Origin of the sequence: Paracoccus sp. NSM, assembly GCF_052379855.1 — a bacterium.
Classification (GTDB): Bacteria; Pseudomonadota; Alphaproteobacteria; order Rhodobacterales; family Rhodobacteraceae; genus Paracoccus.
Map to the genome: position 1 here is coordinate 433,895 of NZ_JBQTCG010000003.1, position 19,139 is coordinate 453,033.

Here is a 19,139-nt window from a genome sequence, read left to right on the forward strand (position 1 = left end):
GGCCGTCCGTCCCAAGAAACGGGTGGTCCGTGTTCAAGCGCAAGAAGCCTCGGAGTTATGGCCAGATTGCCAGCGAGTTCGTCTATCCGCGCGGCGGCTGGCGCCGGGCCGGGACTTATGTGCTGCACCGCCTGCGCCGTCTGCCCGACCAGCCGCACCGCATCGCGCGCGGCGTCGCGGCGGGGGTCTTTGTGTCCTTCACGCCGCTTTTCGGGTTTCACTTCCTGTCAGCGGCGGCCCTGGCCTGGATCATCCGGGGCAATGTGCTGGCCGCGCTTCTGGCCACCTTTGTCGGCAATCCGGTCACGTTTCCCTTTATCGCGCTGGCGGCGGTGGGGCTGGGGCGGCGCATCCTGGGCCTGCCGGGCGAGCCCTCGGCCCATCTGATCTTTCGCGAATTCACCCATGCCAGCGGTGAATTGTGGCACAATATCAAGTCGATCTTTGGCCCCGAGACCGCCCATTGGAACCGGTTGTGGGAATTCAACGAACAGATCTTCCTGCCCTATTGGGTGGGCGGGGTGATCCTTGGTCTGGCGGTGTCGGTAGCGACGCATTACCTGACCGTGCCGGTCTTTCGTGCCTATCAACGGCGGCGCGAGAAAAAGATGGCGGACCGTATCGCGCGGGCGGCCGAACTGGCGGCGGCGCGTGCGGCCGCGCCAGAGGGGGGCTCTGCCCCCCATCCCCGTTCCGGGGATTCCCCCCGGGATACTTGAACCAAGGCAAAGGGGCGGGGGCCTCAGTATCCTCGGCTACGGTCCACGAGGCAGGAAATCGGTCCGCCTGACATAGCGGCGCGCAGATTGGCCGCGACAACCGGGGCTGCAGTTTCGGGCCTTGTTTCGGCCGCGATATGGGGGGTGACGGTCACGCCGGCATGATGCCAGAAGGGGTGATCGGGGGGCAGCGGCTCGGTCCGGAAGACGTCCAGCACGGCATGGGCCAGGTGCCCCGCATCCAGCGCGTCGAGGAGCGCGTGATCGTCGATCAGCGTGCCGCGCCCGGGATTGATGAGCCAAGCGCCTTTGGGCAGCAGGCCAAGGCTGGCCGCGTCCATCAGGTTGCGCGTGTCGGGCGTGTCGGGCAGAAGCGCGATCAGGATCTGCGCCTGCGCGAGCGCCGTGGGCAGGTCGGAGGTGACGGCCACGCCCTCGACCGGGTGGCCGCTGCGGCTGAAGCCGGTGACGGGGAAGCCGATCGCGCGCAGATGGCGGGCCGTGGCGCGGCCCAGTTCGCCCATGCCGAGGATCGTCACGGGCCGTTCGGCTGCCAGCGGGGGGATCTGGCCATTGCGCCAGATGCCGTCCTGGGCGTAGCGGTCCATGCCCAGATGCGCGCGCATCGTCCAGCCGGTGCAGTATTCCGCCATGCCCGCCGCAAGGCCCGGATCGACCATCCGCGCAAGCGGCTGCGTCAGGGTCTGGTTCGTCACGATGCGTTCGACCCCGGCCCAGAGGCTCTGGACCAGTCGGGTGTTCCGGTAGGGGGCGAAGTCCTCGATGTCGCCGCCGGGCGCGTAGATGATCGCGTCGAAGGCCGCGGGGTCTCCGCCGCGTTCCAGCACCATCTCGGGGCAGGCCGCGCGCAGGGCGGGCGCCCATTCATCCCAGGCCTGCGGACGGGCAGAGAAACGGACGCGCATCATCGCGGCCTGTGGACATGGGCGGACTGGACCAGTCCGAAGCCGAGCATCAGGATCATCAGCGAGGTTCCTCCGTAGCTGACCAGCGGCAGGGGCGAGCCCTTGGCGGGCAGAAGCCCCATCACCGTGGCCATGTTGATGGCGAAATACAGGAAGAAGGTCCCCGAAATGCCGATCGTGATCAGGCTGGCGAAGCGGTCTCGGTTCGACAGCGCCGAATAGAGGCAGAAGCCCAGGATCAGCATGTAGAGCGTCAGAAGCGAGATCGCGCCGACAAAGCCGAATTCCTCGGCCAGCACGGTGAAGATGAAATCGGTATGCTTCTCGGGCAGAAAGTTCAGCCGCGATTGCGAGCCCTGCATGAAGCCTCGCCCCGACCACCCCCCCGAGCCGAAGGCGATCTGGCTCTGGATGATGTTGTAGCCCGCGCCCAGTGGATCGGCATAGGGATCGAGGAAGGTGTCGATCCGGCGGAACTGGTAGTCCTTGAGCAGTTGCCATTCGGTGCCGCGACTTTTCAGGACCGCCGTCACCAGCCCCACCCCTGCCCCCGCGATGATGGCGAAGTACCACAGCGACACGCCCGCCGCGAACATCACGATCGCGCCCCCCGCGACCAGCATGATCGAGGTGCCCAGATCTGGCTGGATCAGCACCAGCCCGGTCGGCGCAAGGATCAGCATCGCCGGGATGATCACCCAGAGGGGCCTTGAGACGCGGCGGATGTCCAGCCAGTCGTAATAGGCCGCCAGCAGCAGGACGAGCGCGATCTTCATCAGCTCGGACGGCTGGATGCGGATCGGGCCAAGGTCGATCCAGCGCCGTGCGCCCATGCCGATCACGCCGAACAGGTCCACGGCGACCAGCATCAGGAAGCAGACCACATAGGCCGCCACCGAGATGCCCCGCCAGAACCACATCGGCACGAAGGCCAGCCCGATCATCAGGACCATGCCCACCGCGAAGCGATACATCTGTTGCTCGGCCCAGAGGTCCACACGCCCCCCTGCGACGGAATAGAGCATCACGAAGCCGATGCAGCAGACCGCCGTGACCAACAGGACCAGCGGCCAGCTGATATGCAGGATCTTGCGCCAGCCGGTCGGGATCTGGGCGACCTTGTAATCGAGATAGGCCATGGCTCAGACCCTCGTGCGGGCGTTGCGGGGAGGCTCGGGGATGAAGAGGTCCATGGCCTGATGGCGGGCCTCCATCGCGGCGCGCTGGTCAGAGGGCACGGCGTCCAGGGGCGGCAGCCCGCCATTCAGCGCGAACAGCAGGATGTCGCGCGCCAGAGGCGCCGCCGCGGTCGAGCCGCCGCCGCCATGTTCCACCACCAGCGAGATGGCGTATTTGGGCGCCTCGAACGGGGCATAGGCCACGAACAGCGCATGGTCGCGGCGGTTCCAGGGCAGCTGTTCGTTCGAGATGACGCCCCGCGCGCGTTCGGCGGCGGTGATGTTGCGGACCTGACTGGTGCCGGTCTTGCCCGCCATGCGCCATTCGTCGCGGGTGATCCGGCTGGCCCGCGCGGTGCCGCGGCTGCCATACATGACCGCATCCATGCCCAGCCGCGTGACGCGCAGTGTGTTGGCGCTGACGCCCTCCAGCGGGGGCCATTCGGGGACGGGCTGGCGGACGCCGTCGATGGCGCGAATGAGGCGCGGTTCGACAGCACGGCCGCTGGCGATGCGGGCCGTCATCACCGCCAGTTGCAGCGGCGAGGACAGCACATAGCCCTGCCCGATCGAGGCGTTGAGGCTGTCGCCGATCTGCCAGGGCTGGCCGTGGCGACGCATCTTCCATTCGCGGTCGGGGGCGATCCCCTCGGCCACCGCAGACATGGGCAGGTCGTGGCGCACGCCCAGCCCCATCTTCCGCGCCATTTCCGCGATGCGGTCGATCCCCACGCGCTGCGCCAGTTCGTAATAATAGACGTCGCAGCTTTCCTCGAGGCCCTGGACCGCATCGACCGAGCCATGCCCGCCCCGGCGCCAGCAGTGAAAGCGACGCCCGCCCAGCTCGGTATGGCCGGGGCAGAAGAAGCGCGTGCCGGCATTGATCACGCCTGCCTCAAGCCCCGCCATCAGCGTGACCATCTTGAAGGTCGAGCCCGGCGGATAGACGCCCTGCACCGTCTTGTCGGCCAGCGGGCGGTGGTCGTGATCCATCAATGCCCGGTAATCGCGGCTGGAAATCCCGCGCACGAACAGGTTCGGGTCGAAACTGGGCGACGAACAGATCGCGGCCAGTTCGCCCGTCTCGCAATCCATGACCACGGCGGCGGCGCTTTCCTCGCCCATGCGCTGCGCGGCATAGTTCTGAAGCGCGGCATCCACGGTCAGTTGCAGGGTTGCGCCCTGTTCACCCTCTTGGCGCGAAAGTTCGCGCATCTCTCGGCCAGTGCTGTTCACCTCGACCCGGCGGGCGCCGGCCTTGCCGCGAAGGACCTCCTCAAGGCGGCCTTCGACGCCGATCTTGCCCAACTGGAAATCGGGCAGGCGCAGCACCGGGTCGGGCTGTTCGATCCGCGACAGGTCGTAATCGCTGACCGGACCGACATAGCCCATCACATGCGCGAAATCGCCCCGGCGCGGATAGGCGCGCGACAGGGCCGATTCCGGCGTGACGCCGGGCAGAGACGGCGCGTTCACGGCGATGGCGCTGAATTCCTCCCATGACAGGCGGTCGGCCAGCACGATGGGCGTGATCGCGCTGCGGCGGGAAAATTCTTCCAGAAGCTCCTCGATCCTTGCATCGCTGAGCGGGATGATCTGCGCAAGCCGTCTCAGGATCGGCTCGACATCGCCGCCCGCCTCCTCGCGGGTCAGGGTGACGCGGTAATTCTGTTCGTTCCCGGCGATCACGATGCCGTTGCGGTCGAGGATCAGGCCGCGCGCGGGCGGCAGAAGCCGGATCTTGATCGAGTTGCCGTCGGCCAGCATCCGGAATTCCTCGGCGTGGTCCAGCTGCATGGATCGCATCTGCATCGCCAAGGCCCCTGCCGTGGCGATCTGGATTCCGCCCAGCATCAGCCCGCGCCGGGTGATGGTGCGGCTGCTGTCCTGGATCTCGCGCGGGGATTTCTTCATCGGCGGCCTCGTCTCAATCGGGGCGGCCGGGGCGGCGCAGCCCCAGCAACCAGCGCGCGGCCAGCACCACCAGCGGATAGGCGGCGATCGTCGCCACGACCTGCAGCATCGCCTGACCCAGGGCGGGCACCGGCAGCATGAACAGGATCTGCACCAGCCGGTATCCCAGGATCATCGCCGCGATCAGCGCAGCCGCGCGCAACCACTCAACCAGAAAACCCTGGTCGCGCCAACGGTGCTCTCGTATTCGTGCGGCCTCGGTGCCCAGAAGCACGATCATCGGCCACAGGCCGAGCGGGCGCATCAGCAGCACGTCCTCGATCAGGACGGCCAGCACGATGACCGGCGCGGCAAGCTGGTCGGGGCGGCGCAGCACCCAGACCAGTGACAGCGCCAGCAGCAGGTCCGGCCCCGGCCAGCCCGGCCCGGCCGACAGGGGCAGCATCCGCAGGAACAGCAGCACCAGCACCGCCAGCAGGAACAACAGGCTGCCGGTCACGAAGTCGCGGCGCGGCAATTGCATCATGGCGCGGCATCCGCTGATGCCGGCTCGGGGTCGGGGGCGGGCATTTCGGGGCCGATCGGTGCGCGGTCGCCTCGGATGATCGCGTCGACATCGGCCACGGCCTCGGCCGGGTGGCTTCGCAGGACGCGCAGGAATTCCAACCGCCCGTAATCGGCGGCCATCAACAGCCGCATCCGCCCGTCGCTGCCCTGCGCCACCTGACCGACCAGAAGGCCCGAGGGAAACACCCCGCCATCGCCCGAGGTCACGACCCGGTCGCCCGGACGCACATTGTCCAGGTTCTCGATGAATTCCAGCAGCGGCAAGGGCGTGTTGTCGCCCGTCAGCAGCGCGCGTTCGCCACTGGGCTGCACCGTCACCGGAATGCGCGAGGACGGGTCGGTCAGCAGCACCACCCGGCTGGTCGAGCGCCCGACCCCCGCGATCCGGCCCGCCAGCCCCAGCCCGTCCATCGTGGCCCAACCCTCGACCACGCCATCCTGTGCGCCCACATTCAGCAGGACGGATTGCCGGAACGCCGTGCCGCTATCCATCAGCACCATCCCCGTCAGCCCGGTCAGCGAGGGGTCGATGCGCACATTGTTCAGCGCCAGAAGCTTGGAATTCTCCTGCTCAAGCTGGACGGCAGCCTCTTTCCAGGCGGACATGCGCTGCAATTCGCGGCGCAGTTCCTGGTTCTGCTCGTAAAGTCGCGCATAGCTCTGAAAGCCGCCGATCATCTGGCTGACGCGCGTGACCGGCACCAGCGCCCATTCGAAGCGCGGCACGATGCGGTCGATCATGGCGACCCGCATCTGTTCGGCGCGCGGGCTGTCGATGCGCCAGAACAGGAACAGGACCAGAAGCACAAGCGCCAGCACGGCGATCAGGATGCGCCGGACGGGGGTTGCGTAATCTGGTCCCTTATGCGCCATGGCCCTGCCCCGGAACGGGCGGTCAGCTGTCGAAGTCGATGACGTGGCGCAACTGCTTTTCGAATTCCAGCGCCTTGCCGGTGCCAAGCGCGACGCAGCTCATCGGCTGGTCGGCCAGGCTGATCGACAGGCCGGTCTGCTCGCGCAGCGCCAGATCCAGCTCGCCCAGCATGGCACCGCCGCCGGTCAGCATCACGCCGCGATCGACGATGTCGGCGGCCAGATCGGGGGGCGTGGCTTCCAGCGCGACCATCACGGCCTCGCAGATGGCCTGCACGGGCTCGGCCAGCGCTTCGGCGACCATGGCCTGGCTGATCTCGATCTCCTTGGGGATGCCATTCAAGAGGTCGCGGCCGCGCACCATCAGCGTGGCGCCGCGCCCGTCATCGGGCATGCGCGCGGTGCCGATCGAGGTCTTGATCCGCTCGGCCGTCGATTCGCCGATCAGCATGTTCTGATTGCGGCGCAGATAGTTGATGATCGCCTCGTCCATCCGGTCGCCGCCGATGCGGACCGAACGCGCATAGACCACGTCGCCAAGCGACAGCACTGCGACTTCGGTCGTGCCGCCGCCGATATCGACGACCATTGAGCCGGTGGGTTCGGTGATGGGCATCCCCGCGCCGATGGCGGCAGCGATCGGCTCGGCGATCAGGCCGGCCTTGCGGGCGCCTGCGGACAGGACCGACTGGCGGATCGCGCGCTTTTCAACGGGCGTCGCGCCGTGGGGAACGCAGACGATGATCTTGGGCTTGGAAAACGTCGTGCGCTTGAACACCTTCTTGATGAAGTGCTTGATCATCTGCTCGGCGCTGTCGAAATCGGCGATGACGCCTTCGCGCATGGGGCGGATGGCCTCGATGCTGCCCGGCGTGCGGCCCAGCATCAGTTTCGCATCCTCGCCCACGGCCAGAACGACGCGCTTGCCGTCCTTGACGTGGTAGGCGACGACCGAGGGCTCGTTGAGGATGATCCCCTTGCCCTTGACATAGACCAGCGTGTTCGCCGTTCCCAGGTCGATTGCGATGTCGGTCGAAAACAGCCCGCCGAATGCCATGCCCCGTATCCTTTTCGCGCCGGTTGGCCCGGCATGCCCGTTTGAATGCTTTCCGCCAGGGCCGTCGCCCTGAATCGCCTGTGGCGGCGTGGCCCCGTATAGAGGCCAAGCCCGCTTGGGAAAAGCCCTGATGGCGCGCGGCTGACGCTATGGCGCGATCTTGCGCGAAGGCCGTCGCCAAGGCGCGGAAGGCGGGGGCAGGACGCCCCCGCCCCCGGGTCAGTGCGAATACATGCTGATCTGCTTGCCGTCCGTCCCGGCCTGGGTGCGGCGCATGATCAGGTGGTTCAGCGCCCCGACATAGGCCTTGACCGAGGCAAGGATCGTATCCGTGTCGGCGGCCTGCCCGTTCACGATGCGGCCGTCCTCTTCCATCCGCACGCTGACGGTGGCCTGCGCATCGGTGCCTTCTGTCACGGCGTGGACCTGATACAGCTTCAGCCGCGCCTGATGCGGGAAGATCTGCTTGACCGCGTTGAAGCAGGCATCGACCGGCCCGTCGCCCGTGGCGTGAACAGTCTTTTCCTCGCCCCCGACGATCAGGGTCAGGTCGGCGGATTGCCCGTCGCTGCCGCAGATCACCCGCAGATGCTTGACCTGAAGGTGATCGTCGCCGGTATTCGCCGCACTGTCCTGCATGAGGGCGACGATATCCTCATCATAGACCTCTTTCTTGCGGTCGGCGAGCGCCTTGAAGCGGACGAACACATCCTTGAGCTGGTTGTCCCCGACCTCGTAGCCCAGATCGCGCAGCTTGGCGCGCAGGGCGGCGCGGCCCGAATGCTTGCCCATGGCGATGTTCGTTTCGTTCAGACCGATATCGGCGGGGCGCATGATCTCGAAGGTCTCGACGTTCTTCAGCACGCCGTCCTGATGGATGCCCGACTCGTGCAGGAACGCGTTCTTGCCCACGATGGCCTTGTTGTATTGCACCGGAAAGCCCGAGACCGCGGCCACGCGGCGCGAGATGCCGATGATCTTCGTCGTGTCGATGCCGGTGTCATAGGGCATGATGTCATGGCGCACGCGCATGGCCATCACGACCTCTTCCAGCGCGGTGTTGCCGGCGCGTTCGCCCAGACCGTTGATCGTGCATTCGATCTGGCGGGCGCCCGCCTCGACGGCGGCCAGCGCGTTGGCGGTCGCCATGCCCAGATCGTTGTGGCAATGCGTGGCGAAGATGATCTGATCGGCGCCCGGCACACGCTCCAGCAGCATGCGGATCAGGTCGGCGCTTTCGCGGGGCGCGGTATAGCCCACCGTGTCGGGAATGTTGATCGTCGTGGCACCCGCCTTGATGGCGATTTCCACCACGCGGCACAGGTAGTCGTGTTCCGTCCGCGTCGCGTCCATGGGCGACCATTGCACGTTGTCGCACAGGTTGCGCGCATGGCTGACGGTCGCATGGATGCGTTCGGCCATCTGGTCCATGTCCAGATTGGGGATCGCGCGATGCAGCGGCGAGGTGCCGATGAAGGTATGGATGCGCGGGCGGCGCGCATGTTTCACGGCCTCCCAGCAGCGGTCGATATCGGGGAATTGCGCACGGGCCAGACCGCAGATCTGGGCGCTCTGCGCCTGTTTCGCGATCTCGGACACGGCGGCAAAGTCACCCTCGGAGGCGATGGGAAAGCCCGCCTCGATGATGTCCACGCCCATCTCGTCCAGCATCTGGGCGATTTCCAGCTTTTCGGCGTGGGACATGGTGGCGCCGGGCGATTGCTCGCCATCGCGCAGGGTGGTGTCGAAGATGAGGACGCGGTTCTCTTGGGTCATTGTGCTGTCTTTCGCAGGTCGGTTCTGTCTGTGGGGGATACCGGGCCAGGACCTGACTGAGCGGCGGCCCGGCGGACCCGCTCAGCGCAGCGTAAGAAGCAGCAGACCCCGGAGTCGCACGGCGAATCGCGCACCCTTGGGTGCCGCAGGGGCCGAGGCGATATGGCGCATCCGAGTCATGGCGCGAAATATGACGTCCCGTCGCGCGCTTGAAAAGACCAAAAGTGACCCGAGACGGTCCCGCGCTGAACAGGGCGGTGCTGAATTCACGGGACTGTGACCTTTTTTCTGGCCCGTTAGCCCTAGCCTGCCTATCCTTTCGGCTATGGACCCGAGGACAAGAACCAACAGATGAGGGACACATGACACGCAAGATCGTCGTCGGCTATGACGGCAGCGAAACGGCGCGGCGCGCGCTGGACTTCGCGATGGCGCGCGCAAGGGCCGAGAACAACAGCATCGTCATCGCGCATGTGCTGGAATGGTCGCCCTACAGCTTCCTGACGCCAAGCGAGGTCGAAGAGCGCCACCGCCGCCGCAGCGAGGAATTGCAGCGCGCCGAAACCGCCATCCTCGCGCCCGTCGTGGCCGAAGTGGAACAGGCGGGGATTCCCGTCGCCACCGCGCTGCGCTATGGGCACATCGCCGAAACTATGGCGCGCATCGCCAAGGACGAGGACGCCGCCATGCTGATCATCGGTCGCATGGGGCATTCCGGCTTTGCCGCGCGCATCTTCGGCTCGGTCGCGGCGACGCTGGCACAGGCTTCGCCCGTGCCGGTGGTCATCGTGCCGTGACCGACGGGACAGGGAGAAAAAGAATGAAACACCATATGACAACCATGGCGCGCAGCCTGCCTGCGGCCGCCGTGGCGCTGATGCTGGCCACGCTGCCCGCGCGCGCCCAGGGGCTGGACACTGCCATCGACAGCTTCTTCGCCGCCACCACGACCTGGTTCGTGAACATCATCTTCTCGAACTTTCCGGGGACCAGCTTTCCCTGGATCGTGGCATGGCTGGTCGTGGGGGCCACGGTCTTCACGCTCTATTTCGGGTTCATCCAGTTCCGCGCCTTCCGCCACTCGATCCAGCTGGTGCGGGGCGATTATTCGAACCCCAATGACGCGGGCGAGGTCAGCCACTTTCAGGCCCTGACCACGGCCCTGTCGGGGACCGTCGGACTGGGCAACATCGCGGGCGTCGCGGTCGCCATCAGCATCGGGGGCCCGGGCGCGACCTTCTGGATGATCCTGGCGGGCCTGCTGGGCATGGCGTCCAAGTTCACCGAATGCACGCTTGGCGTGAAATACCGCAACGAATATGCCGACGGCACCGTCTCGGGCGGGCCGATGTATTACATGGTCAAGGGCTTCAAGGAACGCGGCGTTCCCGGCGGCAAGTTCATGGCCGTGCTGTTCGCGATCTTCTGCATCCTGGGCAGCTTCGGCGGCGGCAACATGTTCCAGGCCAACCAGGCCCATGCCCAGATCACCAATGTCGTCGGCGCCTATCCGGGCTGGATCACCGGCGTCGTGATGGCGGTGATCGTGTTCCTTGTGATCGTCGGCGGCCTGAAATCCATCGCCCGCGTCACCGAAAAGGTCGTTCCCTTCATGGCGGCGATCTATGTCGGCACAGCACTGATCATCATCGGCATGAACTACGACATGATCGGCGAGGCCTTCCGCCAGATCTTCGTCGGCGCCTTCACGAATGACGGCGTGGTCGGCGGCATGATCGGCGCGCTGATCCAGGGCTTCCGCCGCGCGGCCTTCTCGAACGAGGCGGGCGTGGGTTCGGCCGCCATCGCGCATAGCGCGGTCCGCACCAAGGAACCCACGACCGAGGGCTTCGTCTCGCTGCTGGAACCGTTCATCGACACGGTCATCATCTGCACCATGACCGCGCTGGTCATCATCATCACCGGCCAGCTGGTCAGCGACCCGACCACGGGCCTGTTCGTGCTGAACGAGGCGGGCGACCGCATCCAGACCGTGACCGGCAATGGCGGCGTCGCGCTGACCTCGGACGCGTTCAGCAGCGCCTTCGGCTGGTTCCGCTACATCCTTGTCCTGGCGGTGGTGCTGTTCGCCTTCTCGACGATGATCTCGTGGAGCTATTACGGCCTCAAGGCCTGGACCTTCCTGTTCGGCGAGGGCCAGACGAAAGAGCTGATCTTCAAGCTGCTGTTCTGCTTCTTCGTCATCATCGGCGCGGCGTCCAGCCTGGGCGCGGTGATCGACTTCTCGGACGCGGCGATCTTCGCCATGGCGGTGGTCAACATCCTGGCGCTTTACGTGCTGATGCCGATCGTCAAGGCCGAGATGAACAGCTATCTCGCGCGCCTGAAATCGGGCGAGATCCGCAAGTATCAGTAAGCCGCCGCAAGGCCGCGACAAAGGGGGCGGGCGCGCAGGCGTCCGCCCTTATTGCATCCGCTTGGTGGCGTTGCGCCGATCGCGCCGCCGTGCTCCGGCCTGCTGGATCAACGAGGCCGAATAGATCGCCAGCGCCGCCCAGATCATCGGAAAGGCGATCATTCGCGCCGGGTCCAGCACCTCGCCAAAGACCAGCACCGCGCAGAGAAAGATCATCGTGGGCGAGATGTATTGCAGGATGCCGATCGTCGAAAGCCGCGTCAGCTTGGCGCCGTTGGCGTAGAACAGCAGCGGGATCGCCGTGGCAGGCCCCGCCCCCAGCAAAAGCGCGGTCTGCCAGTCGAGGGCGCCGAAATGCCCCTGCCCCGTCGCAGACAGCCAGATCAGGAACCCGGCGGCGAAGGGCAGCAGCAACAGAACCTCCAGCGTGAAGCCCTGATTGGGGCCAAGCGGCAATTGCTTCTTGCACAGCGCATAGGCCGCCCAGGTCAGCATCAGCGCGATGGCCACGATGGGCAGGCTGCCCGCCTGCCATGTCAGCACCAGAACCGCAGCCCCCGCCAGCGCCACCGCCGCGATCTGCGCCCGAGACAGCTTTTCCTTCAGCAGGGTCGCCCCCAGAAAGATGCTGAACAGCGGGTTGATGTAATAGCCAAGCGCGGCGTCCAGCGCCTGATCGTTCACGATGGCCCAGACATAGATCAGCCAGTTCACCGAAATCAGTGCCGCCGTCAGCGCCGCCATCGCCAGCAGACGAGGCTGACGCAAGGCCGCCAGCAGATCGCCCTGCCGCCTTTGCCACAGAAGCACCGCGCCCACGATGGGCAGGGACCACAGGATGCGGTGGGCGATGATCTCGACCGGGGGGACATGTTCCAGCAGCTTCATGTAAAGCGGCAGAAAGCCCCACAGCACATAGGCCGAGACGGCATAGGCAAGGCCACGGGGCGAATCGGTGTCGGGTGCGCTCATGGCGTTTGCATAAGCTGCAAGTTCGGCCCGCGCCAGCGCCTAGCCCAGCCCCTCATCCCCCAGAAGGGTGCGGCCCTCGCGGCTTTCGATCTCGATCACCCACAGATCGGGGTCACGGGCGCGCTGGCGGGCAATGGAGGCGTCGATATCGCGTTCCGGGCCGGTCTGGGCGGCGATCCAGGGGCGGGCATCGGTCTGAAAATCCCATTCGCGCGACCACAGCGTCGCCTGCCCGTCCAGATGGGCGCATTTGACCATGACCGCGCCCGCCACGTCATCGCCACGCGCGGTCACATAGGCGGGGATGTTGGCCAGCCCCAGACGCGCCAGATAGGCCGAAACCCACAGGCCCGCAGCCAGCCTGGCCTCAGCCATCGCCGTCCTTGTAGTTCAGGCCCATCTCGTCATAGCGCTCGGCCTCGTTCTGCCAGTTCTCGCGGACGCGGACCTGAAGGAACAGATGGACGCGGCGGCCCATGAATTCCTCCAACTCGCCGCGCGCGGCCTGGCCCACGGCCTTGATCGTCTCGCCGCCCTTGCCCAGGACGATGCCCTTGTGGCCCTGGCGGGCGACATAGACGACCTGTTCGACACGGGCGCTGCCATCGGATTTCTCCTCCCAGGCCTCGGTCTCGACCGTCAGCTGATAGGGGATTTCCTCGTGCAGGCGCAGGGTCAGCTTTTCGCGCGTGATCTCTGCGGCGATCATCCGCATGGGCAGGTCTGCGATCTGATCCTCGGGGTAAAGCCACGGCCCTTCGGGCAGGGCGCCGGCCAGCCAGTTGCGCAGATCGGCGCAGCCATAGCCCTTTTCGGCCGAGATCATGAAGGTCTGAACGAAGGGATAGGCCTCGTTCATCTTCTGCGACAGGGCCAGCAGCACCTCGGCCTTGACGCGGTCGATCTTGTTGATGACCAAGGCCACGGGCATGTTCTGGCCCAATTCCTTGAGCTGGTCGATGATGGCCTGCGTGCCTTCGGTCAGGCCGCGATGCGCCTCGATCAGCAGCAGGACCAGATCGGCGTCCGAGGCCCCGCCCCATGCGGCGGCGACCATGCTGCGGTCCAGCCTGCGCCGGGGGCGAAAGATGCCGGGCGTGTCCACGAAGACGATCTGGCTGCCCTCGTGCATGGCGATGCCGCGAATGCGGGCGCGCGTGGTCTGGACCTTGTGCGTCACGATCGAGACCTTGGCCCCGACCATCAGGTTCAGCAGCGTGGATTTCCCGGCATTGGGTTCGCCGATCAGGGCGACAAAGCCCGCGCGGGTGGTGGTGTCGGTCATGTCGTTGTCTCCAGCCGGTCAAGCAGGGCGCGGGCGGCGGCCTGTTCGATGCTGCGTTTCGTGCCCGCGCCGCGGGCCTGCGCCTCGCGTCCGTCGGCAAGGCGCACGGTGATCAGGAAGACCGGCGCATGGTCCGGTCCGCTGCGTTCGGTCTGTTCGTAAAGAGGCGGCGGCATGCCCTGTGCCTGCGCCCATTCCTGAAGCGCGGTCTTGGCGTCGCGGGCATCATCGGCCACGCTGTCGAGGCGGTCCGCCCAAAGCGTCAGGATGATGCGCCGCGCGGCCTCCAGCCCGGCATCCAGATAGATGGCGGCCAGAACGGCCTCCATCGCGTCGGCCAGCAGGGCTTCCTTGCGGCGCCCGCCCGACAGCATCTCGGACCGGCCCAGTTTCAGGACATCGCCCAGCCCGATCTGGCGCGCGATATCGGCGCAGGTCTCGCCGCGCACCAGCGCGTTGTAGCGGGGGGCAAGCTGGCCCTCGGTCGCCTTGCGGTCGGAATGGTAAAGCGCGTCCGCAATCACCAGCCCCAGAACCCGGTCGCCCAGAAACTCAAGCCGCTGGTTGTCGGGCCGCGTCACGCTGGCGATCGAGCCATGCGTGAGCGCGCGCAGCAGCAGATCGGGCCGGGCGAAGTCATGGCCCAGCCGGGCCATGAAGGCCCGGATTTCGGCAGAGGGTGTCACTCGACCGCCTTGAAGAAGCGGTCGGAACGCCAGGTCCAGAAGAACAGCAGCGACCGGCCCGCCGACGAGAACATGATCCGGTCGGCGCGGCCGATCAGGAATTCCGCCGGGACAAAGCCAAGACCGCCGATTTCAGCCGGAAAGCGCGAATCCTCGGAATTGTCGCGGTTGTCGCCCATGAAGAAATACTGGCCCTCGGGGACGGTGAAGGTGGGCGTGTCATCGGCCAGCCAGCCGTCGGTGATGTTCAGGATCGAATGGCTGCGCCCGCCGGGCAGTGTCTCGGTGAAGCGTTCCTTGACGCATTGCCCCCCTGCGCCGACCGGGTCATTGACGCAGCGGGGGATCAGGCCCTGCGGCCCCTGCTGTTCCTTGATCTCGATGAAGTCGCCCGCGGGCGTGGTCTGGACCGGCTCGCCGTTCAGCCACAGCCGGCCGCCGCGCATCTGCACCGTGTCGCCGGGCAGGCCGATCACGCGCTTGATGAAATCCACGTCGCGGGTCGGGTGACGGAAGACCGCGACATCGCCGCGTTCGGGCGCGCGATCAAGGATGCGTCCCGAGATCGGGCACATCGAGAACGGGCAGGAATGGGCCGAATAGCCATAGGCCATCTTGTTGACGAACAGGAAGTCCCCGATCAGCAGCGTGTCCTTCATGCTGCCCGAGGGGATCCAGAAGGGCTGGAAGAACAGCGTCCGGAAGATGCCTGCGATCACCAGCGCCCAGAAGATGGTCTTGACCGTCTCCCAGATGCCTTCCTTCTTGGCGCCAGCCTTGCTTGCCATTCGCTCTGCTTCCTTCGTGATGTCGGGCCGACTGGGCCGCGTGGGGCTGTTCATGGTCCCGCGATGGGGCGAGAGTCAAGCAGGGCTTGGCGCAAGCCGCTGCGCGGCGGGGTCCGGCCGGGCCTCGATCACCACGAAGGCCTGCGCCCAGGGGTGGTCGTCGGTCAGGGTCACATGGACGACGGCCCGGTGGCCATAGGGCGTCATCTCGGCCAGTCGGTCGGCGGCCCAGCCGGTCAGCTCCATCACCGGCTGGCCGGTGCGCAGGTTCGACACGGCCATGTCGCGCCAGGCGATGCCCATGGCCAGCCCGGTGCCAAGCGCCTTGGAGCAGGCCTCTTTCGCGGCCCAACGCTTGGCCAGCGTCGCCGCCTCATGCGCGCGGGACGAGGCGCGCGACAGCTCGCGTTCGGTAAAGACGCGGTTGCGGAAGCGGTCGCCGAACCGGTCCAGCGTGTTCTGGATACGGTCGATATTGGCCAGATCCGTGCCGATGCCCAGGATCATGCCGCGCGGGCCGCATCCATCCGGGCGCGCATCTCGCGGATCGCGCCATCAAGGCCCAGAAACACCGATTCCGAGATCAGGAAATGCCCGATGTTCAATTCCGCCAGTTCCGGGATCGCGGCGATGGGGCCAACGGTGTCATAGGTCAGGCCGTGGCCGGCATGAACCTCCAGCCCCAGGCTGTGGGCCAGTCGCGCGCCCTCGCGCAGGGCGGCAACTTCGGCGTCGCGTTCGGCATGGCGGCCTTCGGTGTCCAGATCGCAATAGGCGCCGGTGTGCAATTCGACCACGGCGGCGCCGATGCGGGCGGCGGCCTCGATCTGGGCGGGCTGGTGGCCGATGAACAGCGACACGCGGCAACCAGCATCGCGCAGGGGGGCGATGAAATCGGCCAGCATGGTTTCGTTGCCCGCCACGTCCAGACCGCCCTCGGTCGTGCGCTCCTCGCGGCGTTCGGGGACGATGCAGACGGCGTGAGGGCGGTGACGCAGGGCGATGGCCTGCATCTCGGCGGTGGCGGCCATCTCGAAGTTCAGGGGCAGGGTCAGCGCCTCGATCAGGGCGTCGATATCGGCATCGCTGATGTGGCGGCGATCCTCGCGCAGATGGGCGGTGATGCCGTCCGCACCCGCCGATTGCGCCAGCAGCGCGGCGCGCAGGGGGTCGGGCCAGGGCGTGCCCCGTGCGTTCCGGATCGTGGCGACGTGGTCGATATTGACGCCGAGGCGCAGCATGTCATCCTCCTGAGGGTTCGGCGGCACATTAGCCTTGCGCGGCAGGGGATGCCAGTTCGGTTGCGACCGACCACCAGCCGTGGCGCGCAAGTGACGCAGCCGCCGCCTGCGCGCGCCCCGCCCCGTTGAACAGCCCGAAACAGGTGGCGCCAGAGCCCGACATCCGCGCGAAGGCCGCCCCCTCGGCCCGCAAGGCGTCCAGAACCGAGGCGATGACAGGCGCGCGGGCGATGGCGGGCAGTTCCAGATCGTTGCGCGTCAGGGCCAGCCAGCCGGTCAGCGCCGCCAGATCGGGCAGGCGCGGAACGGGCGGCAGGGCCGGGTTGTCGCGCCGCTCCAGCCCCGCGAAGATCTGAGGCGTCGACAGTGCGACGCCCGGATTGGCCAGCACCATCCAGAAAGGCGGCAAGGGCGGCACCGGCGACAGCGCCTCGCCGATGCCTTGCATCCGGGCGGGGTCGGATGCCAGACAGACCGGCACATCGGCGCCAAGCACCTCGGTCCGGGCGGGCAAGGGATGACCCATCCGCGCCAGCCCGCGCAGCACCGCCGCCGCATCCGCCGACCCGCCGCCGATCCCCGAGGACACGGGCAGGTTCTTGGTCAGCCGGATCGCCACCTCGGCCCCGGCCAGCCTTGCGGCGCGCAGACACAGATTGTCGTCCGCCACCGACAGCCCCGAGGCGAACGGCCCGTCGATCTGCAATGACAGGGGGCCGGGCGCCAATTCGATCCGGTCGCCCATGGCGGCGAAGCAGACCAGCGAATCCAGCAGGTGATAGCCGTCCGCCCGCCTGCCCGTGACATGCAGCGCAAGGTTCAGCTTGGCCGGGGCCGGTTCGACCAGCGAGAATGCGGTGGTCATTCGGCGGATTCGGCAGGGGCTTCGGTCGTATCGGCCACGCTTTGCGGATTGGGCGGCGTACGCCCCTCGGCGCCCGCGGCCTCGTCGGCCATGACCGCGTCCAGACCCCGTTCCAGCTTGTCGCGGATGCGGGCGGGATCGACCTCGCCGCTTTCGGTCGGTTCCAGCGACAAAGCGCGTTTCCACTGGATCTGCGCCTCACGCTCGCGGCCCACCATCCAGTAGATGTCGCCCAGATGGTCGTTGACCAGCGGGTCCGAGGCCATAGTGGCGATCGCACGCTCCATCGGGGCGACGGCCTCGTCGTAGCGGCCCAGCCGGAAATAGGCCCAGGCCAGCGAGTCGAGGATATAGCCATCGTCGGGCGACAATTCGACCGCGCGCTTGATCAGCTCGAGCCCGCGTTCCAGTTCGACATTCCGGTCGATCCAGGAATAACCAAGGTAGTTCAACAGGCTGGCATTGTCGCTGCGGATCTCGATGGCGGCCAGAAAGTCGGCCTCGGCCCGGTCGAACCGGCCCGACCGTTCCAGCGCGATGCCGCGCGCATAAAGCGGGAACCAACGCGCCTGCGGGGGCGCATCCGCCAGAAGCGACAGCGCCTTGTCATAGGCGGGGACCGCCATGTCGTGCTTTTCCTGCGTCCTCAGCACATCGCCAAGCGCGACCCAGGCCTGCGCCAGATCGGGATAGGCCGCCGTCAGCGCGAAGGCCGCCTTTTCAGCATCGGGCCGCCGCCCGCCCCGCGACAGCGCGTCGATGCGCGACAGCTCGGCCACGGGGCGGATCTGGCCTTGGGCGCGCACGGCCTCGTATTCATCCTCGGCCAGATCGAATTGCTGGCGTTCCTGCAGAAGCTGGGCGACCAGCAGGCGGGCCTCGGTGTTTTCGGGCTGCAGCCAGACGGCCAGCCGGGCATGGATCAGCGACAGAGGCTCGGGGTCCGGCCCGCCCGACAGGGCCGAGGCAAATGCCAGAAACAGCTGCGCGATCCCGTCGGCGGGACCTGTCACCACGTCAAAGGCGACGGGCTCGTCCGCGACCAGAGCCGCGCGCAGCGCCATCAGCTGCGGCTCGGCCTCGAGCCCCGGCAGGGCGGCCAGCATCTCGACCGCCTCGTCGCGCCGATCCAGCTGCGCCAGAATCTGCGCGCGAGCGGTCAGGCCCAGCAGGTGGCCGCTGGCATCGGCTTCGGCCAGCATGGCATCGGCGCTTTCGTAATCGCCGACCAGCGCCAGGGCCAGCGCCAAGTGGTAATTGATGACCGGTGCGATGCTTTCCTCGGCGGCCATCTGGCGGAACGCCTCCAGCGAATCCGAGGCGCGGCCGGCGCCCAGAAGCGCCCAGGCCCGGATCGTGCCGTCCATCAGATCCTCGGAGATCGGCATGTCGGTGCCGTGACGTTCATCCAGATAGGCCAGCAGCGCGTCCCAATCGCCTTCGCGGATCAGCTGGCTGCGGCGCATCAGCGTGGCGAATTCGGTGCCGCCGCCCGTCTCGGTCAGCATCGTCTCGGCATAGGCGACGGCGCGGTCCACCTGCCCCGCCGAGGCAAGCGCCACAAGAGCGCTGTCCTGCAGATAGGGGTCGGCCGGGTCCTGCGCCAAGGCGCGCGCGTAATAGCGCGCGGCGGCCAGAAAGTCGTTCTCGACCGTGGCCATGCGGGCGGCCAGATAGGGACCGGCCAGCCCGCGCATCATCGGCGCCGCATCGGGGGCGGGCGCATCATCCGCCAAGGCTGGCCCAGCCAGCAGGGCCAGAAGCGCGGCGACAATCCACGGGCGGCGGGCAGGTCTCTGGGTCACGGGCGGGCCTTCGGCAATCACAATGGCGTTCGGCTCAGCCTAGCCTTCGCCCCGGGCCACCGCAACGCCCAGCCCCCGCGCACTTTCATCACATATTCGGGTAATTCGGG

General features: G+C 67.0%; 19 protein-coding genes. 3 read left to right on the plus strand and 16 right to left on the minus strand.

The window, feature by feature from the left end; all coding sequences use genetic code 11:
• The first annotated feature begins 29 nt into the window (after positions 1 to 29).
• Complete coding sequence (locus ACTZWU_RS08175; RefSeq protein WP_444736855.1) at positions 30 to 719, plus strand: DUF2062 domain-containing protein; 690 nt, start codon at positions 30 to 32, stop codon at positions 717 to 719.
• Positions 720 to 742: 23 nt separating this feature from the next.
• Here the strand turns inward: ACTZWU_RS08175 and ACTZWU_RS08180 are convergent, their stop codons facing one another.
• The 7 genes from ACTZWU_RS08180 to ACTZWU_RS08210 all read right to left on the minus strand — a co-directional run bounded on the left by ACTZWU_RS08180 (position 743) and on the right by ACTZWU_RS08210 (position 9,010).
• Positions 743 to 1,645: a 2-hydroxyacid dehydrogenase gene (locus ACTZWU_RS08180; protein WP_444736856.1), complete on the minus strand. Its 903-nt coding sequence runs from the start codon at positions 1,643 to 1,645 to the stop codon at positions 743 to 745.
• Positions 1,645 to 2,784, minus strand: a complete 1,140-nt coding sequence (gene rodA / locus ACTZWU_RS08185) for a rod shape-determining protein RodA (RefSeq protein WP_444736857.1) — start codon at positions 2,782 to 2,784, stop codon at positions 1,645 to 1,647. The genes ACTZWU_RS08180 and rodA overlap by 1 nt, the downstream gene beginning before the upstream one ends.
• 3 nt (positions 2,785 to 2,787) lie before the next feature.
• On the minus strand, positions 2,788 to 4,737 hold the full coding sequence (mrdA, locus tag ACTZWU_RS08190; RefSeq protein WP_444736858.1) for a penicillin-binding protein 2: 1,950 nt from the start codon (positions 4,735 to 4,737) through the stop codon (positions 2,788 to 2,790).
• A gap of 13 nt (positions 4,738 to 4,750) precedes the next feature.
• Positions 4,751 to 5,263, minus strand: a complete 513-nt coding sequence (locus tag ACTZWU_RS08195) for a rod shape-determining protein MreD (RefSeq protein WP_444736859.1) — start codon at positions 5,261 to 5,263, stop codon at positions 4,751 to 4,753.
• Entirely contained in the window at positions 5,260 to 6,177 is a 918-nt protein-coding gene (gene mreC / locus ACTZWU_RS08200) for a rod shape-determining protein MreC (RefSeq protein WP_444736860.1), read from the minus strand. The genes ACTZWU_RS08195 and mreC overlap by 4 nt, the downstream gene beginning before the upstream one ends.
• 22 nt (positions 6,178 to 6,199) lie before the next feature.
• Positions 6,200 to 7,234, minus strand: a complete 1,035-nt coding sequence (locus ACTZWU_RS08205; protein ID WP_444736861.1) for a rod shape-determining protein — start codon at positions 7,232 to 7,234, stop codon at positions 6,200 to 6,202.
• Between the two features lie 219 nt (positions 7,235 to 7,453).
• Entirely contained in the window at positions 7,454 to 9,010 is a 1,557-nt protein-coding gene (locus ACTZWU_RS08210; protein ID WP_444736862.1) for a 2-isopropylmalate synthase, read from the minus strand.
• A 362-nt stretch (positions 9,011 to 9,372) separates the two neighbouring features.
• On the opposite strand from ACTZWU_RS08210, the gene ACTZWU_RS08215 reads away from it, so the two are divergent.
• Positions 9,373 to 9,807 carry a universal stress protein gene (locus tag ACTZWU_RS08215; protein WP_444736863.1) on the plus strand — a complete coding sequence of 145 codons (435 nt, stop codon included), beginning with the start codon at positions 9,373 to 9,375 and terminating at the stop codon, positions 9,805 to 9,807.
• An 80-nt stretch (positions 9,808 to 9,887) separates the two neighbouring features.
• On the plus strand, positions 9,888 to 11,387 hold the full coding sequence (locus ACTZWU_RS08220) for an alanine/glycine:cation symporter family protein (RefSeq protein ID WP_444736881.1): 1,500 nt from the start codon (positions 9,888 to 9,890) through the stop codon (positions 11,385 to 11,387).
• A 48-nt stretch (positions 11,388 to 11,435) separates the two neighbouring features.
• On the opposite strand, the gene rarD is transcribed toward ACTZWU_RS08220, so the two are convergent.
• From rarD to ACTZWU_RS08265, 9 genes are all read right to left on the minus strand, one after another.
• Complete coding sequence (gene rarD, locus ACTZWU_RS08225; RefSeq protein ID WP_444736864.1) at positions 11,436 to 12,359, minus strand: EamA family transporter RarD; 924 nt, start codon at positions 12,357 to 12,359, stop codon at positions 11,436 to 11,438.
• A 39-nt stretch (positions 12,360 to 12,398) separates the two neighbouring features.
• The gene (locus ACTZWU_RS08230) at positions 12,399 to 12,734 is read right to left on the minus strand and encodes a DUF1491 family protein (protein WP_444736865.1); all 336 of its coding nucleotides are present in this window, start codon (positions 12,732 to 12,734) and stop codon (positions 12,399 to 12,401) included.
• Positions 12,727 to 13,644, minus strand: a complete 918-nt coding sequence (era, locus tag ACTZWU_RS08235) for a GTPase Era (protein ID WP_444736866.1) — start codon at positions 13,642 to 13,644, stop codon at positions 12,727 to 12,729. The genes ACTZWU_RS08230 and era overlap by 8 nt, the downstream gene beginning before the upstream one ends.
• Positions 13,641 to 14,330 (minus strand): ribonuclease III, encoded by a 690-nt coding sequence (rnc, locus tag ACTZWU_RS08240; protein WP_444736867.1) that lies wholly within the window; start codon positions 14,328 to 14,330, stop codon positions 13,641 to 13,643. The genes era and rnc overlap by 4 nt, the downstream gene beginning before the upstream one ends.
• Positions 14,327 to 15,118, minus strand: a complete 792-nt coding sequence (gene lepB, locus ACTZWU_RS08245) for a signal peptidase I (protein ID WP_444736868.1) — start codon at positions 15,116 to 15,118, stop codon at positions 14,327 to 14,329. Before lepB ends, rnc begins: the two co-directional genes overlap by 4 nt.
• Positions 15,119 to 15,193: 75 nt before the next feature.
• Entirely contained in the window at positions 15,194 to 15,625 is a 432-nt protein-coding gene (gene acpS, locus ACTZWU_RS08250; RefSeq protein ID WP_444736869.1) for a holo-ACP synthase, read from the minus strand.
• On the minus strand, positions 15,622 to 16,359 hold the full coding sequence (locus ACTZWU_RS08255; protein ID WP_444736870.1) for a pyridoxine 5'-phosphate synthase: 738 nt from the start codon (positions 16,357 to 16,359) through the stop codon (positions 15,622 to 15,624). Before ACTZWU_RS08255 ends, acpS begins: the two co-directional genes overlap by 4 nt.
• A gap of 28 nt (positions 16,360 to 16,387) precedes the next feature.
• On the minus strand, positions 16,388 to 17,224 hold the full coding sequence (locus tag ACTZWU_RS08260) for a 4-(cytidine 5'-diphospho)-2-C-methyl-D-erythritol kinase (RefSeq protein WP_444736871.1): 837 nt from the start codon (positions 17,222 to 17,224) through the stop codon (positions 16,388 to 16,390).
• Complete coding sequence (locus ACTZWU_RS08265; protein WP_444736872.1) at positions 17,221 to 19,029, minus strand: tetratricopeptide repeat protein; 1,809 nt, start codon at positions 19,027 to 19,029, stop codon at positions 17,221 to 17,223. The genes ACTZWU_RS08260 and ACTZWU_RS08265 overlap by 4 nt, the downstream gene beginning before the upstream one ends.
• Between the last annotated feature and the right edge of the window lie 110 nt (positions 19,030 to 19,139).

What these genes read in the sequence shown, in the direction of transcription:
- mrdA (WP_444736858.1), bottom strand. Translation starts at nt 4,737, where the DNA reads ATGAAGAAATCCCCGCGCGAGATCCAGGACAGCAGCCGCACCATCACC.
- ACTZWU_RS08255 (WP_444736870.1), bottom strand. Translation starts at nt 16,359, where the DNA reads ATGCTGCGCCTCGGCGTCAATATCGACCACGTCGCCACGATCCGGAAC.
- ACTZWU_RS08260 (WP_444736871.1), bottom strand. Translation starts at nt 17,224, where the DNA reads ATGACCACCGCATTCTCGCTGGTCGAACCGGCCCCGGCCAAGCTGAAC.
- ACTZWU_RS08195 (WP_444736859.1), bottom strand. Translation starts at nt 5,263, where the DNA reads ATGATGCAATTGCCGCGCCGCGACTTCGTGACCGGCAGCCTGTTGTTC.
- lepB (WP_444736868.1), bottom strand. Translation starts at nt 15,118, where the DNA reads ATGGCAAGCAAGGCTGGCGCCAAGAAGGAAGGCATCTGGGAGACGGTC.
- rarD (WP_444736864.1), bottom strand. Translation starts at nt 12,359, where the DNA reads ATGAGCGCACCCGACACCGATTCGCCCCGTGGCCTTGCCTATGCCGTC.
- rodA (WP_444736857.1), bottom strand. Translation starts at nt 2,784, where the DNA reads ATGGCCTATCTCGATTACAAGGTCGCCCAGATCCCGACCGGCTGGCGC.
- era (WP_444736866.1), bottom strand. Translation starts at nt 13,644, where the DNA reads ATGACCGACACCACCACCCGCGCGGGCTTTGTCGCCCTGATCGGCGAA.
- ACTZWU_RS08230 (WP_444736865.1), bottom strand. Translation starts at nt 12,734, where the DNA reads ATGGCTGAGGCCAGGCTGGCTGCGGGCCTGTGGGTTTCGGCCTATCTG.
- ACTZWU_RS08205 (WP_444736861.1), bottom strand. Translation starts at nt 7,234, where the DNA reads ATGGCATTCGGCGGGCTGTTTTCGACCGACATCGCAATCGACCTGGGA.
- ACTZWU_RS08180 (WP_444736856.1), bottom strand. Translation starts at nt 1,645, where the DNA reads ATGCGCGTCCGTTTCTCTGCCCGTCCGCAGGCCTGGGATGAATGGGCG.
- ACTZWU_RS08215 (WP_444736863.1), top strand. Translation starts at nt 9,373, where the DNA reads ATGACACGCAAGATCGTCGTCGGCTATGACGGCAGCGAAACGGCGCGG.
- acpS (WP_444736869.1), bottom strand. Translation starts at nt 15,625, where the DNA reads ATGATCCTGGGCATCGGCACGGATCTGGCCAATATCGACCGTATCCAG.
- ACTZWU_RS08220 (WP_444736881.1), top strand. Translation starts at nt 9,888, where the DNA reads ATGCTGGCCACGCTGCCCGCGCGCGCCCAGGGGCTGGACACTGCCATC.
- ACTZWU_RS08210 (WP_444736862.1), bottom strand. Translation starts at nt 9,010, where the DNA reads ATGACCCAAGAGAACCGCGTCCTCATCTTCGACACCACCCTGCGCGAT.
- mreC (WP_444736860.1), bottom strand. Translation starts at nt 6,177, where the DNA reads ATGGCGCATAAGGGACCAGATTACGCAACCCCCGTCCGGCGCATCCTG.